Origin of the sequence: Bradyrhizobium sp. (assembly GCF_035273305.1) — a bacterium.
Classification (GTDB): Bacteria; Pseudomonadota; Alphaproteobacteria; order Rhizobiales; family Xanthobacteraceae; genus Bradyrhizobium.
This window is the reverse complement of sequence record NZ_DATEPI010000150.1, coordinates 23,577-38,880: the sequence shown is the minus strand read 5'-3', so window position 1 is coordinate 38,880 and position 15,304 is coordinate 23,577. Positions and strand designations below refer to the sequence as shown.

11 protein-coding genes and 1 pseudogene are annotated in these 15,304 nt (G+C 59.2%); 2 read left to right on the top strand and 10 right to left on the bottom strand.

Going from position 1 to position 15,304, the window contains the following annotated elements; genetic code table 11:
* Positions 1-949, top strand: a pseudogene (locus VJV58_RS10265) (bifunctional [glutamine synthetase] adenylyltransferase/[glutamine synthetase]-adenylyl-L-tyrosine phosphorylase); the annotation flags it as partial.
* A gap of 34 nt (positions 950-983) precedes the next feature.
* Here the strand turns inward: VJV58_RS10265 and VJV58_RS10260 are convergent.
* Both VJV58_RS10260 and VJV58_RS10255 read right to left on the bottom strand, forming a co-directional pair.
* On the bottom strand, positions 984-3,305 hold the full coding sequence (locus VJV58_RS10260; protein ID WP_324137232.1) for a PAS domain-containing sensor histidine kinase: 2,322 nt from the start codon (positions 3,303-3,305) through the stop codon (positions 984-986).
* A gap of 214 nt (positions 3,306-3,519) precedes the next feature.
* Positions 3,520-4,899 carry a cation diffusion facilitator family transporter gene (locus tag VJV58_RS10255; RefSeq protein WP_324137231.1) on the bottom strand — a complete coding sequence of 460 codons (1,380 nt, stop codon included), beginning with the start codon at positions 4,897-4,899 and terminating at the stop codon, positions 3,520-3,522.
* A gap of 157 nt (positions 4,900-5,056) precedes the next feature.
* On the opposite strand from VJV58_RS10255, the gene VJV58_RS10250 reads away from it, so the two are divergent.
* On the top strand, positions 5,057-6,442 hold the full coding sequence (locus tag VJV58_RS10250) for an alpha/beta fold hydrolase (protein ID WP_324137230.1): 1,386 nt from the start codon (positions 5,057-5,059) through the stop codon (positions 6,440-6,442).
* A gap of 14 nt (positions 6,443-6,456) precedes the next feature.
* Here the strand turns inward: VJV58_RS10250 and VJV58_RS10245 are convergent, their stop codons facing one another.
* The 8 genes from VJV58_RS10245 to VJV58_RS10210 all read right to left on the bottom strand — a co-directional run bounded on the left by VJV58_RS10245 (position 6,457) and on the right by VJV58_RS10210 (position 15,156).
* Positions 6,457-7,425 (bottom strand): zinc-binding dehydrogenase, encoded by a 969-nt coding sequence (locus VJV58_RS10245; RefSeq protein WP_324137229.1) that lies wholly within the window; start codon positions 7,423-7,425, stop codon positions 6,457-6,459.
* 34 nt (positions 7,426-7,459) lie between these two features.
* Positions 7,460-8,455 (bottom strand): nitronate monooxygenase family protein, encoded by a 996-nt coding sequence (locus VJV58_RS10240; RefSeq protein WP_324137228.1) that lies wholly within the window; start codon positions 8,453-8,455, stop codon positions 7,460-7,462.
* Positions 8,456-8,776: 321 nt separating this feature from the next.
* Complete coding sequence (locus VJV58_RS10235; RefSeq protein WP_324137227.1) at positions 8,777-9,208, bottom strand: CBS domain-containing protein; 432 nt, start codon at positions 9,206-9,208, stop codon at positions 8,777-8,779.
* 249 nt (positions 9,209-9,457) lie between these two features.
* Positions 9,458-10,747, bottom strand: coding sequence for an oxalate/formate MFS antiporter (gene oxlT / locus VJV58_RS10230; RefSeq protein ID WP_324137226.1), 1,290 nt, complete (start codon positions 10,745-10,747; stop codon positions 9,458-9,460).
* Between the two features lie 212 nt (positions 10,748-10,959).
* A complete protein-coding gene (locus VJV58_RS10225) occupies positions 10,960-11,097 on the bottom strand; it encodes a hypothetical protein (protein WP_324137225.1) in 138 nt (45 codons plus the stop codon).
* 193 nt (positions 11,098-11,290) lie between these two features.
* Positions 11,291-12,568 (bottom strand): formyl-CoA transferase, encoded by a 1,278-nt coding sequence (gene frc / locus VJV58_RS10220; protein WP_324137224.1) that lies wholly within the window; start codon positions 12,566-12,568, stop codon positions 11,291-11,293.
* Between the two features lie 76 nt (positions 12,569-12,644).
* Positions 12,645-14,375: an oxalyl-CoA decarboxylase gene (gene oxc / locus VJV58_RS10215; protein WP_324137223.1), complete on the bottom strand. Its 1,731-nt coding sequence runs from the start codon at positions 14,373-14,375 to the stop codon at positions 12,645-12,647.
* Positions 14,376-14,463: 88 nt separating this feature from the next.
* Positions 14,464-15,156: a GntR family transcriptional regulator gene (locus VJV58_RS10210; RefSeq protein WP_324137222.1), complete on the bottom strand. Its 693-nt coding sequence runs from the start codon at positions 15,154-15,156 to the stop codon at positions 14,464-14,466.
* Positions 15,157-15,304: the final 148 nt, after the last annotated feature.

The window sequence follows — 15,304 nt, the reverse complement described above, 5'->3', positions numbered from 1 at the left end:
TGATGTCGCCGAAGGCATTGTTCACACTGTGCATGGGTTGGTGACCGATCGGTTCGCGGCCCAGCACGGCAAGATCAAGGGACAGCAGACGGCGATTGTCGCGATGGGAAGGCTTGGCAGCCGCGAGATGACGGCCTCGTCCGATCTCGACCTGATCCTGCTTTATGATTTCGATCCCGAGCAACCGGATTCCGACGGGCCGCGCTCGCTCCATGGGGGGCAATATTTTGCGCGATTTACCCAAAGGCTGATCAGCGCATTCACGACCCGAACGAATTACGGCGTGCTCTATGAGGTCGATATGCGGCTGCGGCCCTCCGGTCGAGCAGGGCCGGTCGCCTCACACGTGCAATCGTTTGCGGAATACCAGGAGCGTGAGGCCTGGACCTGGGAACACATGGCACTAACCCGCGCGCGCGTCATTTCAGCGTCACCCGACTTCCGTTCCAGAATAGAAGAAATCGTCAGGGACGTCCTGACGCGCCCGCGTGATGCGGCGGCGGTCGCAATGGACGTGGCGGAGATGCGCCGCGCAATTGCGCTGGAGAAGGGCGAGGCTGATGTCTGGGATTTGAAATACGCCGCTGGCGGCCTCGTCGACATTGATTTCATCGCGCAATACCTCCAGCTCGTCCACGCCGCGGCGAAACCGGATATCCTGGATGTGAGCACGTTGCGCGTGATCGATAACGCCGCCCGATTCGGGATACTCCTGCCGTCGGCGGCTGAAGTGTTGCGTTCGGCGGCGAACCTTTATCATGACCTCACGCAAATTCTGCGTCTCTGCGTCAGCGGAAAATTTAAGCCCGAAAATTCCGGAGAAGACCTGCTGCGCGTGATGGCGCGTGCCGGCGATGCTCCCGACTTCTCGTCACTCGAGGCGCGGGTCAAGGAGACCCAGGACGACGTGCGCCGGGTTTTTCTAGAAATTGTCGCTCGTGAGGCTTAGCGTAGGGCCGCAGTTTGCGGAGAGCGGCGTGCATCTAAGCGGCGGCGGACATCTTTGATCCGGCGTTGCCGTCACGCGGCAACGTCACACAGACGACGGTGCCAACGCCCAGCTTGGAGCGCAGCCGCATCGATCCGCCATGCAAATCCGCCAGCGACCGCGCAATCGCAAGGCCGAGTCCGGAACCATGATACGTTTTGGTAAGCTGGCTCTCGACCTGCTCGAATGGCCTGCCGAGCCGCGCGAGCGATTGCGAAGGGATACCGATGCCGGTATCGGCAATCATCAACATAATCGAATCGCTGAACACGCGGCTGCGTACCACGACTTTACCGCCGTCCGGCGTAAATTTGACGGCGTTGGACAACAGATTGACTATGATCTGCTTGATGGCCCGGCGGTCCGCTACCACCGGAATCGCGCCATCGATATCCGCGTCCAGTACAAGGCGCTTGTCATCGGCACGCCCGGATATTACGCGCAGCGACTCCGCCAACGTCTTTGAGAGATCGAGCGGCTCCTTATCGAGCTTCATGCGGCCGGCTTCGATCTTCGACATGTCGAGAATGTCATTGATGACTTCAAGCAGATAATGACCGCTGGTGAGGATATCGTGACAATATTCGTGGTATTTCTCGGAGCCCAGCGCCCCGAACATTCCACTTCCCATGATTTCGGAAAAGCCAATGATGGCGTTGAGAGGTGTGCGCAATTCATGGCTCATATTGGCGAGGAATTTGGATTTGGCTTGGTTGGCTTCTTCGGCGCGGTTCTTTTCGTTCGAGTATTTTTCGGCGAGATCGGCAAGCTCGACCGCTTGCCTTTCAAGTTCCGATTGCGAACGCTTTAGATCGATCACCGTTGCGCGCAAGCGAATGTCATTGTCCACGAGCTTCTTCTCATGGGCTTTGATGCGCGTGATGTCGGTACCCACAGAGACATAGCCGCCGTCCTTGGTACGGCGCTCGCTGATATGAAGCCAACTGCCGTCTTCCAATTGAGCCTCGAAGGTGCGCGCGCCGGGCGCGTGGGCGCCGGCTTCGTGCAAGCGCGTACGCACCTCGGGCATGCTGCCGACTTCGATTACTGTTTCGTACGAGGTGCCCGGCGTGACCGCCGAGTCCGGCAACTTGTGCAGTCGCTGAAAATGCGAGTTGCAGAGCACCAGGCGGTCGCCTGCGTCCCACAATACGAAAGCTTCCGGAATGGTCTCAATTGCATCGCGCAGCCGCACGTCTGCCTCTACCGTCTTTTCGGCAAGACTCTTTTGCTCGGTGATGTCGATGGCAATGCCGATCAGGTGCAAGCCGGAACCAACCGTACCGTGGCTGAGCTCGCAGCGCACCCGCAGCCATATCCAGTGACCATCGGTGTGCCGCATCCGGAAGGTTTGGTCGATGTGATTGATTTGCGATGAGATAAGTTGATCCGCGATCGCGAACAGGTCGATATCATCGGAATTCACCAGCGCGTTGACTTCACCGAAGGTCAGGAGGTCGCTGCGGGTATCGAGACCGAGCATCGTAAACATCGACTGCGACCAGAAAATCCTGCCGCGCGACAGGTCCCAATCCCACAATCCGCATCGTCCCCGGTTGAGCGCGGTATCGATCCGCCCCCGCACGGCATCGTTGATGAGATCGCCTTCCCGCGCCCGGGTCGATTGCCAATGGAAGGCGAAGCCCAGGATCAGCACCACAAATCCCGTAGTAGCTGAAAGCGTAACTGACAACGCCGCCTCTGAGCGCAACAACGAGTCCGTCGTTTCCTGAATAATGATGATCTGGCCGGGCAAGGATTTGACGATGTGCTGAACGGCCAATGCGCCGCTGCCGTTCGGCAAGGTAATATCCGTGACGCGGTCCTGCTGCGCCGACGCGGTCAATGGCAGGGCCGCGCTGACGACGTCGAGAATGCGGCTGGTATCGTCAAGCCCGGCATCGATAGGCACGCGAGCAAGTACGCGTTGATCGGTGCCGATGACGATGACGTGCCGGCCGGCGACGGCGCCCCAGGACGGAATAAGTCCAGGCAGCAACAGTTGAAGCCGCTCAAAGGTCGCTGCCTGATGCTGTCGGGTGGAGGCGATGCGATCGAGCCGTTCGGCGAGTACATCTGCGAGTGCCGCAAGATCGCGCTTGAGCGAGGCCCGCTTTTGCCGGTTCTGATCGAGCACCTGCACGAACGCGCCAAGACAGATCGTGATCAGGAATGCGATAATCAGGATGGGGACGGCGCGGCGAAGCACCGGCTCGGCGATCAGCAGCCGATGATAGGCCGGTTTCGCGATCGACTGCGCCAATCCCTTGATCGAATCGGATTGAACGCAGGCGCTCGCCGCGTGTGCGCGCCCCATACCTTTGGCCCCCTTGGAAACTTTTACACCCGCTTCAGAAGGACCCCAGTCCCACTCCGAATCACACTCGATTTGAATCCAGTTTTTGCGGGCTGTCGAGAGTCAACGATTCGTTAACTCGAATAAATGTTGTCCAATGGAGAATTGGCGCGCAAGAGAGCCGTAAATATACCTGCGAGTTGAGTCCGAAACGGGAACGCGCCGCTCGTTTCTGCTAGCCGCGTGGAGGCTCGGCGTGGCTGATCACGCGCTTCACTTCCGGAAAGGCCCGACGTAGCGCGCGCTCGATCTCGTCGACGTTCTCGTGGACATCGATTACGCGCATCGCCGACGAGGCGCGGCAATGGAAGTTCACGATCTCGCCTGCCTCGGTTTCGCGCACCCGCACATTGTGGATGTCATGGATCGCGGTATCGGTCGCGAAACGCGACAGCGCGTTCTTGATAGCTTCAACACGTTCCGGCGCAGCGTCGACACCAACAGGCAATTCCGGCTCCAACGGCTCGATATGCGTGTCGACCTCCACGTCTTCCCCGAATTCGTGCCGGATGTTCCCCTCCAGCTCATGGGCAATGCCGTGGGCTGCAGTAAGCGCCATATTGCCGTCGACCTCGAGATCAATGCTGACGGTTAATCTCCCGCCGAGGTCGTGCACGGTCACATGGTGCACGGCCAGACCGGAGTTGCGGGCAATCACCATAATGCGTTCGCGCACGCTTTCGTTGTCACGCGCGACGGGAACTGCGGTGAATGCCAGGTCGGCATCGTCGAGCACTTTCGCGATGTTGGCTTCGGCTTTCCGTTTGATCTCCTCGACCCGGTCGATCGGATAAGTGCGTGGCACCTGCACGACGGCATCAATGAAGTGGATTGATCCGACCATTCGCACCCGCAACCGCTCGACATTGAGCACCCCTGGCACAGCAATGATTGCGGCTGTGGCTTTTTCGGAAGCGCCTTCCGGTGCGCGGTCGACCAGTGTCTCGACCGTAGATCGCGCCATTCGAAGTCCTAACAATGCGATCACGATTGCCACGACGATCGCGGCGGCGGCATCGCCCCAGGAATATCCCAGCGCCGAAAGCGCCAGTCCCACCATCACGGCCACTGAGCCGAGCACGTCAGACGTGAAATGCAGCGCGTCAGCCGCAAGTGCCTGGCTCTTGGTGGTGTGCGCCGCCGAGTGCAGCGCCCGGGCCCGCCACAGGTTCACCGCGATATCGACCAGCAAAACGATGAATGGAATTGCAGTGACACTTGCCGGGGCCACCCCGTCGCGCAGACGGCTATAGGATTCGACCAGAATGCCGCCGGCCAAGACATAAAGCAGCGCGATGACGCCGAGCGCGGACACGCTCTCAAGTTTGCCATGACCGTAGTGATGTTCCTGGTCAGCGGGACGATCTGAAACCCGCACCACCATCCATGTGATCACGGTCGCGACCACATCGATGGAGCTATGCAGCGCCTCCGAGATCAAAGCGAGACTGCCGATTGCGATTCCAACAACGAATTTGGCCGCGGCCATGCCGGCACTGGCAAATACCGAAATCGCGGCGACACGTGATTTGACGTTGTGGACGGTATCGCTCATGGGCGCGGGTTTAGCAGCCCCTCTTGCAACATTAAAGCGCAGATCGGATGAGCAGCGCAGGAACATCTGTTGCGAATTGTTCCGACTAAAAACTGTCGATGTGGTATTACGTCCAACGTGCCGGGACATCGAGTAGCTTGCGTCAAGTCTGAACGGGATGAGCACAATGCGCCGCCTTGCCGCCATTCTTGCCGCCGACGTGGTCGGCTATTCCCGTCTGGTCAGTGTCGACGAGGCCGGCGCACTCGCACGGCTCGCCGTCTTGCGGAGGAGCATTATTGATCCAAGCGTGGCCGCGCATTCCGGCCGGCTGTTCAAGATCATGGGCGACGGCTTTTTCGTCGAGTTTGCCAGTGCGGTCCAGGCAGCGAGCTGCGCGATCGCGATACAGAAAGAAACTGAGGCGGTGGCCTCGGCGGTCGACGACGCCAGAAGAATGCGGCTGCGCATCGGCATTCACGTAGGCGATGTCCTCGTGGAGGGCGAGGACTTGCTCGGTGATGGCGTTAACATTGCTGCACGATTGGAAGGAATAGCGGAACCTGGCACGGTGTGCATCTCTCGGCAGGTCTATGACCAGATTGAAGGCAAACTTCCCTTCGTTTGTCGATCTCTAGGTCCGCAGAGATTGAAAAACATTTCGAAATCCATTGACGCGTATGCCATCGGCGCCGCCGCCGGCGACGCGATCGAACCGGGTGAGATGGAGCTGAAGGTCACTTATTGTCGCGCGCCCGATGGGGTACGATTGGCCTATGCGATAATGGGCAGCGGGTCGCCACTCGTGAAAACGGCGAACTGGATGAACCATCTCGAATTCGATTGGCAAAATCCGGACCTTCACCATCTCTATACTTCGCTGGCGCGAGACTTCACCCTGCTGCGCTACGATGCGCGCGGTAACGGCCTTTCTGATTGGGACGTCGAGGATATTTCGCTGGATGCATGGGTGAGGGACCTCGAGGCCGTGGTCGATGCCGCCGGGTTCGATCGATTTCCGCTGCTAGGGTTATCGCAGGGATGTGCCATATCGGTTGCCTTCGCGGTGCGGCATCCGGAACGTGTAACTCACCTGGTCCTTTACGGCGGGTTTGCGAGGGGGACCTATCGGCGCGCAAAAAATGACTCAGAGTTGCAACAGCAGAAGGCGCTCGCCACCCTCATCCGCACAGGATGGGGAAGCGAAAGCCCTGTGTTTCGTCAGTTGTTCTCATCTTTGTTTATGCCGGGCGGGACACCGGAACAGCTTCAAAGATTTGCGGAACGCCAACGCAAGACGACAACCGCCGAGTGCGCCTACCGTTTTTTCGAAACAACGAGGAGCCTGGACGTCAGTGAGTTGCTGTCTAAGGTCAGCGTACCGACACTTGTGATGCACAAGAGAGACGATCAGGTTCAGCCGATCGAGGCCGGCCGAGAACTCGCGCTCGGCATTCCCGGCGCCCGGTTCGTGGCGTTGCCCGGGCAAAACCACATGCCGCTGTCGCAAGATCCGGAAACGGAGCGCATGCTCGAAGAGATCAGGCTCTTCTTGAAGAGGTAATAAAGAGTTCTGAACTAAAGAGTCACAACGATCTTGCCGAGATGCCGGTTGGCTTCCATGTGTTCGAACGCCTTGCCGATGTCCTTGAAAGCAAACACCTGGTCTATCGGCAACTGCAGCTTGCGTGATTCCACGGCGGGCCAGATATCCTTGCGGACCTCGTCAAAAATCTCGCGGATTTCCTCGATGGAGCGGGTGCGGAACGTAACACCGATGTAGTGGATACGTCGGGCGGCATGCAGGTCGAAATTGAAATCCGCATGCGTTCCGCCGAGCCGGCCGACATTGACGATACGTCCCTTGATCTTGGTGGCCGCGAGATTTTGGCTCGCGACTTTGCCGGAGACTTGATCGACAATCAGGTCGACGCCTTCGCCTCCGGTGGCCTTTAGCACCTGATCGACCCAGCCGGGATCGCTGGAATCGACCGCGAGATCAGCGCCGAATTCATGCAACCGGCTCCGGCGCATCGTGTCGGTCGAGGATCCGATCACGAGTTTGGCCCCTTTGAGCTTTGCTATCTGCAAGGCCATCAGACCGACACCGGAGCTGGCGCCTTGGATCAAAACGGATTGACCGGGCTGCAATGCGCCGTTCGTGACCACTGCGTTGTGCATGGTCGCGAGTGCGACGGGGAGGGTGGCGGACTCTTCAAAGTTCATATTCGAAGGGGTGCGAAACAGCCGCCCGTGATCGGACAGGGTATATTCGGCGAACGCGCCTGCGCCCGATCCCATGACCTTGTCGCCGACCCTGACGCCTTTAGCTTGGGGCCCGAGTTCCGCGACTTCGCCAGCCCATTCCATTCCAAGAACGGTTCCTATGCCACCGGAGCTGCCATGGGCCTGGCCTTTGGTCATGCCGAGATCGGCACGGTTCAGGCCGCAAGCATGCACCCTGACCAGCACCTGCGTGCCGCTCGGCGTCGGTTTGGGGACTTCCGCAATCGTCGCGCCACCGGCGCCATAAACGTAAGCCTTCATGGATCGTTCTCGATTGCCTGCGAAGCCGGGACGCTCATTCGGCGGCTTCCCGGCGGGGGGTGGACATCATGCCTTCGAGGCGGCTTCGGATGATAGATTCAGCCTGCCGCATGATGCGCGACACCAGTTCTGCGCAGGTCGGGATGTCGTGGATCAATCCCTGCACCTGGCCGGCCGACCAGATGCCTTCATCGGCATCGCCTGTGGCATAGACCATCTTGCCGCGGGCGCCGGCCACAAGTTCGCGCACCTGATCGAACGTTGCGCCTTCCTTTTCCATCGCCACCACTTTGGTGCTGACGGCGTTCTTGGCGACCCGCGAAGTATTGCGCATGGTCCGGAAAATCAGTTCGGTCTCACGCTCGTCATTAGCAACGATCTTCTCTTTGATGAGCTGGTGGATCGGGCTCTCCTTGGTGCACATGAATCGGGTACCCATGTTGATGCCCTCGGCGCCAAGCGCCAGCGCTGCCACCAGGCCTCGGCCGTCGCCGAAACCACCGGAAGCGATCATCGGGATTTTCACCTTCTCGGCGGCGACCGGAATCAGGATCAGCCCGGGTGTGTCGTCCTCCCCGGGATGGCCGGCGCATTCGAACCCGTCGATCGAAATCGCGTCGACGCCCATGCGCTCCGCCGAGAGCGCATGGCGCACGCTTGTGCATTTATGCACCACGACGATGCCGTGCTTTTTGAACTCGTTGACATGTTCCTGCGGCTTGTTGCCGGCTGTCTCGACAATCTTGATGCCGCTCTCGACGATGGCCTGGCGGTATTCGGCATAGGGCGGCGGCTTGATCGAGGGCAGGATGGTGAGATTCACGCCAAACGGCTTGTCAGTCATGCCGCGACAGCGCGCAATCTCTCTCGTAAGGTCTTCCGGCGTTGGCTGCGTCAGCGCGGTGATAAACCCTAGCGCGCCGGCATTGGCGACCGCCGACACCAGTTCGGCGCGTCCGACCCACTGCATTCCGCCCTGAACGATCGGGTGTTCAACGCCAACCAATTCGGTAAATCGTGTTTTGATCATCCTGACCTCTAATACTGTCGCAGCATTTTCTTATTGGAAAATATCTGCGGTATCCTGATCGCGAATTTCCAGCCGAGTTTGCCGAAGACACGCGATTTGTACTGACCAAATTGCGTTTCGGCGATGTTGAAGGGAGGATGCCGTCGCAGCCGGCAAATGTCCATCGGCAGGCGAGGCAGTTGAAGGCAGGGCGATCATGCAAAACGGCAAGGATTTAGCTCGCCCTCGAGAAGTCCCTGGTCGAGGGACCAAAGAATGGCGTGGCGCTCGGCCGGCCTTCGGCAGTTTTAAAATCCAATTTATGCGCGAGCGGGTTTCCGCTCAGGCAGATAGCGATCGCGCGCTGGCGGTCGCCTCATCATCGAATGCGGTCGAGATGTCGCGGATGCTGACCACTCCGATCAGGCTGTAATTGTCGATCACCGGCAAATGGCGGATGTGGTGCTTGTTCATCAGATGACGAACGTGCTCGAGCGTGTCGGTCGAGCTGCAGGAAACCAGCTGCTGGACCGAAATCAATTGCGAGACCTTCAGATTAACGCCGGCGGCGCCGTGCTCGGCAATGGCGCGAACGACATCACGTTCGGTGAACATGCCAACAGCCGTATTCCCTTCGGTGCGGACGACGTCCTTGACCACAAGGGCGCTGATATTGCTGGCGCGCATCAATTGGGCGGCAATACCGACAGTCTCATTCATGCGAACCGTTGCAACCCGGGCAGTTTTCTTGCGCAGGATATCTCCGACTTGCATCGCAACCTCCCTAAAAGGTGAGCGTAGGACCTTTTACCATATTATTGGTATACATTATGCCAATTGTCAATCGAACTGATCACCCACCGCAATACGCGCCAGGAGAATGGACATTCTTGGGCCAGCGAAGTCGGGTGGCGCGGCCTCCGCGTCACAAGCTCGCGAACAATGTCGGCTACGGAGTCCGCTGCGCGCAAAAAAGCGCCCACCTCTTGAGGTGGGCGCTTGCGTTCCTGCCAATCAGCTGAGTCAGTTTGCCTGAGCTTTGGCGATCACAGACTTGCGCCACGGCTTGAGAACCACAATCGCAAGAAGCGATGCGACAATGTTGGCCCCCGCGGCGATCAGGAACACCCGGTCCCAGCTTCCCGATGATTGCTGCATGTAGTTGCCGAGAGGCACAAGCAACGAAGCGGTGCCTTTAGCCGTATAGAGAAGCCCGGCATTGGTGGTCGCGAATTTCGCCCCGAACGTATCGGTGCAAGTGGAGGGGAAGAGAGAATAGATCTCGCCCCAGGCAAAGAACACGATACCAGACAGCACCACGAACCAGATGGGATCGTGGCCCAGCATATAGAGCGCCCAGATGCCGATGCCCTCGAGGCCGAAGGCGATGAACATCGTATTTTCGCGGCCGATCATGTCCGATACCCAGCCGAAGAACGGCCGTGTCAATCCATTGAGAACGCGATCGATCGTCGCCGCGAATGTCACCGTGGTCATCGTCACCGCCATCAGAGTGACGGGTACGCTGTCAATTTTCCAATCCGCCGCAATCGGTTTCAGATTGGCCGTAACCATCAATCCACCGGCGCCGACCAGAACGAACATCAGGTACATCAGCCAGAACAGCGGCTCCCGAATGACCTCCTCCGGTCCGTAGTTCCGACGGCTCTGGAAAATACTGGCATTCTGAATCACCGGCGGCGCCTGTCCTGCCTTTGGAGCAACCAGAAAGAAGGCCAGGATGACGACGATGATGCCTTGGCCCAGACCAAAATAGAGGAAGGTGTTCTGAAACCCGGAGTCCTTGATCATCGCCTGAATTGGGGCGACGGTGAGTGCTGACCCGGCGCCAAAACCCGCCGCCGTGATGCCCGCGGCAAGTCCGCGCTTGTCTGGAAACCACTTGAGCGCGTTTCCGACGCAGGTGCCGTAGACCGCGCCGGCGCCGATACCCGCCATGATCATCCCGAAATAATATCCGCTGAGGCTTGTGGCGTGCGAATTGATCGCCCAGCCGGCACCACAGAGGATACCGCCGGCGAGGACCACCAGACGCGGACCATACTTGTCGACAAACCAGCCCTCGATCGGGACCAGCCATGTTTCGAAAAGAACGAATAGAGTGAACGCCCACTGGATCGATGCACGATCCCATCCGAATTTTTTCTGGATATCCGGGACGAAGAAAGTCCAGCCGTATTGGTAATTGGCGATCATCACCATAGCGGCGACTCCGATAGCCAACTGCGCCCATCGATAACTATCGCTGACGCGAGCATCGGCCGAAGCCGCTGCGTAAACCCTGTCTGTCATGGCGAATCCCCGAACACGTTTTTGTCGGGGGATTTTGGTATGTGTTATGCCACTACGCAACCCATCCTTACGACTCATGCCGCATCCGGGCGATATGTCACAGCGGCAAGGCTAAAGGCAGGATAAAAGAATGGCCCCCGGTGAGGGGCCATTCGGAAGGTTTATTCGTCTGGGAGGTACAACCCACACCCTTTTCAGGCCGTGTGGAGGCTTCACAGGCCGAAATAGGGAAGATCGCCGTTGCGGATGGCAGTTTGGGCGTTCGCGATGAGCAGTTGATCCAGTGCCGCCAGGAAGCGGCTGAAGAGAGTGGCGGTGGGCCCGATGGCAACTGAGGCAGCTTTAGACATTTGAGTTCCTTGAAGTAAGATCACATGGAACTCGTTCTATGTATGCCAGATGCCACCGGCAACCATCTTGTTTGCATAGCAGCAATTGCGCTTCGCATTGCAGCATAGCTGCCGTCGGTGAGGACGGTGCGCACGTAGAACGCGTGGCAACCGAGAGTTGCCATGGAGTTCAGCTACTCGAAAAAGCGGGCAACTACTCGGCGGCGACTTTGCGCGGCGGATCAAGCGCGCCGGAATCGTGAATTTCAGCTACCTGGTGATCGCTAAATCCGAGCACCTGCCGGAGGACTTCGTCGGTGTGTTCCCCAAGCAGCGGCGAGCGTGACACATCGGACGGGCTATCCGACAGCTTGATCGGATTGCCGACCGACAAATACTTGCCGCGGGTCGGATGATCGACCTCGACGATGGTGCCGGTAGCGCGGAGCGATTTATCTTCCGCCAGTTCCTTCATCGACAGGATTGGACCGCAGGGAATGTCGTCCTTGTTGAGAATGTCCATCGCCTCGAACTTGGTCTTGGTCATTGTCCATTGCTCGATGCGAGAAAAAATCTCGTTGAGACGCGGCAGGCGGGCAGCGGGCTTCGCGTAATCGGGATGGGTTTTCCAGCCCGGTTCGCCGATGACGTCGCAGATCTTCTCCCACACCGGCGCCTGGGTGATGAAGTAGATATAGGCATTGGGATCGGTCTCCCAGCCCTTGCACTTCAGAATGCGGCCTGGCTGACCTCCGCCAGAGTCGTTGCCGGCGCGCGGCACCGCCTCGCCAAAGGGAATGCCCTCTCCATACTGGCTGTATTCCTTGAGTGGACCGTGGGCGAGGCGCTGCTGGTCACGCAGCTTCACCCGAGCGAGGTTGAGAACGCCATCCTGCATGGCAGCGGTAACGCGCTGTCCCCGCCCGGTCATGGTGCGCTGGTAAAGCGCGGCGACAATGCCGAGAGCCAGGTGCAAGCCTGTGCCGCTGTCCCCGATTTGTGCGCCGGTGACGAGCGGTAACCCGTCACGAAAGCCGGTGGTCGAGGCGGAGCCACCAGTGCATTGTGCGACGTTCTCATACACCTTGCAGTCCTCGTAAGGACCGGGGCCGAAGCCCTTGATCGAGGCGACGATCATTTTCGAATTGATGCTTTGGATCTTCTCCCAAGGAAATCCCATTCGGTCGAGCACGCCCGGGCCGAAGTTTTCAACCAGGACGTCGCATTTCTTGATCAGTTCGGTGAGGACTTCCTTGCCCTTGGGGTTCTTGGTGTCCAGCGTGATCGAGCGCTTGTTGTGATTGAGCATGGTGAAATACAGGCTGTCGACGTTCGGGATGTCCTGCAACTGACCGCGCGTGATGTCGCCGACGCCGGGGCGCTCAACCTTGATCACGTCGGCGCCGAACCACGCCAGCAACTGCGTACAGGTCGGTCCGGATTGGACATGGGTGAAATCAAGAATTCGAACGCCGTGCAGCGCCTTGGTCATTGTCTTGCTCCGTATCGTATCTGATCCTGCGCGGGAGGGCGGGGAGGGGTCTGTTTCCCCGCCACGATCTCGCTGGTTACTTGTTGCGAATGACGCTTTGCGGATTGAGGTTGCCGATGCGGCCGCTTTCGGAGCCGGCGGCCGGATCTATCACCGCGTTGATCAGCGTCGGCTTGCCTGAGTCCATCGCCTGGTCGACGGCGCGCTTCAACTCGTCAGGCGTCGTCGCATTGACGCCGACTCCGCCGAAGGCCTCCATCATCTTGTCATAACGCGAGTCCTTGACGAACACCGTGGTCGCAACGTCGGAGCCGGCGGAGTTGACGTCGGTGCCGCGATAGATGCCATTGTTGTTAAAAATGACGACGCAGACCGGCAGGTTGTATCGGCAGATGGTCTCGACCTCCATGCCGGAAAAGCCAAAGGCGCTATCGCCTTCGACTGCCAGCACCGGGTGGCCGGTCTCGATCGCGGCTCCGATGGCAAAGCCCATGCCGATCCCCATCACGCCCCAGGTACCGACGTCGAGCCGCTTGCGTGGCTTGTACATATCGATGATGCCGCGCGCGAGGTCGAGCGTGTTGGCGCCCTCGTTGACCAGAATGGCATCCGGCCGTTCCTTGATCACTGTGCGCAATGCGCCGAGCGCGCCGTGGTAATCCATCGGAGACTTGTTGTTCATCAGCCGCGGCGCCATCTTGGCGATGTTGTCTTGCCGCTTCGAATTGACGGCGCTGACCCACTCAGCCGGTGCAGCCGGCCAGTTGGCACCCATGCCCGCAAGCAGCGCCGATACGCAGGAACCGATATCGCCCACGACGGGGGCCGCGATCTCAACGTTGGAGTCCATTTCCCTCGGTTCGATATCGATCTGTATGAACTTCTTTGGCGCCTCTCCCCAGCTCTTGCCCTTGCCGTGCGAAAGAAGCCAATTCAGTCGGGCGCCGATCAACATCACGACGTCGGCGTCTTTCAGCACGGTCGAACGCGCCGCGCCGGCGCACTGCGGATGCGTGTCGGGCAACAGACCCTTTCCCATGCTCATCGGCAGAAAAGGAATGCCGGTCTTTTCGATCAGCGCGCGGATGTCGTCATCGGCCTGCGCGTAGGCCGCACCCTTGCCCAAAATGATCAGCGGACGTTTTGCGGTCTTTAGCAGGTCGAGCGCGCGCTTGATCGCGCTGGGGGCCGGAATCTGGGAGGGCGCAGCGTCGATCACTTTCACGAGCGACTTTGCCCCGGCGTCGGCATTCATCACCTGAGAGAAAAGTTTGGCGGGCAAATCGAGATAGACGCCGCCAGGCCGGCCCGAGACCGCGGCCCGGATCGCGCGCGCCAGACCGATACCAATGTCGGCGGCATGCAGCACGCGAAATGCGGCCTTGCAAAGCGGCTTCGCGATCGCCAGCTGGTCCATTTCTTCGTAGTCGCCCTGTTGCAGGTCGACGATCTCGCGCTCGGAGGAGCCTGAGATCAGGATCATGGGAAAGCAGTTGGTGGTGGCATTGGCGAGCGCCGTCAGCCCGTTCAAAAACCCAGGCGCCGAAACCGTGAGGCAAACCCCGGGGTTCTTGGTCAGGAATCCGGCTATCGCGGCAGCGTTGCCGGCGTTCTGCTCGTGGCGGAACGAGATCACACGAATGCCAGCGGCCTGCGCCATCCGACCGAGGTCGGTGATCGGAATTCCGGGTACCCCATAAACCGTATTGATGCCATTCAGCTTGAGGGCGTCGATGACCAGATGAAAGCCATCCGTCAGCTCTTGCTGGGCGTCCGTCGCTTCGGTCTTTGTCGCGGTGTTCAGCATCGGCTTGTCTCCCTGATCGTTTCTTCCCGGCGCGAGTTCGCGTCCTCTTAAGTCGTTGGCCAAAGCCCCAAAGCTAACGGCTGTTGTGCTAGAAAAGTTCTTGTCCGTGGGCTTCCACATAAGCGGCAAGCCCGAGGGTGTGATCGCGCGCGCGCTTTTCCGCCAGTTCAGTGTCGCGTTCCTCGAGCGCCTCGATGATGGCCATATGCTCGGGCAGCGATACCGCAGTGCGATCCTGGCGTCCGATCGTCAATTGCCGGTAGCCGCGAACGTGCAGCAGGATGTCATTCGTCATGTCGATCAGCACCGGCGACTCGCTGAGCGAAATCAGCGCCTGATGAAAGGCGATGTTGGCTTTCGAATATTCCTCAACGTGGTCCTGCGGCAGGCGATCCCTGCCGAAATTCTTGAAGAAGTCGCGGAGGGCCGAGATGTCCTTTTTGCGCGCGGTTGTCGTGATCAGTCGCGCGGCCATGCTCTCGAGCGCGGCCCAGGCCCGGATCATGTCAACGATCTCGGCCTTCGTACGACGCACCACGACGATGCCGCGCCGCGGCACGGTCTTTACAAAACCATCCTGCTCCAGCATCGCGATCGCTTCGCGTATCGGGGTGCGGCTGACGCCAAGCCGCTCCGAAAGCGCGCGCTCGTCGAGCATCACCGGCTCGGGCGTAGCGTAAATGTCCATCTTCAGGATGGCTTCCTTCAAAGCCTCATAGGCTTTGTTCTTGAAGCTGGTCTCCGGGGCGATGCGGACGATCGCGATTTCTGCCTCGGCCATAGTGGAGCTTGCCTCGGTTGTTTCCGACTGGTCCCGCGCCGGAAAGGCCTTTGTCAGACCAATTCTTGTCAGACCAATTTCGAAATGTTTTTGGCATGCCAAATGCCAGACTGTCAAGTTACTCACGTTTTACGCCTCGAATACTCAG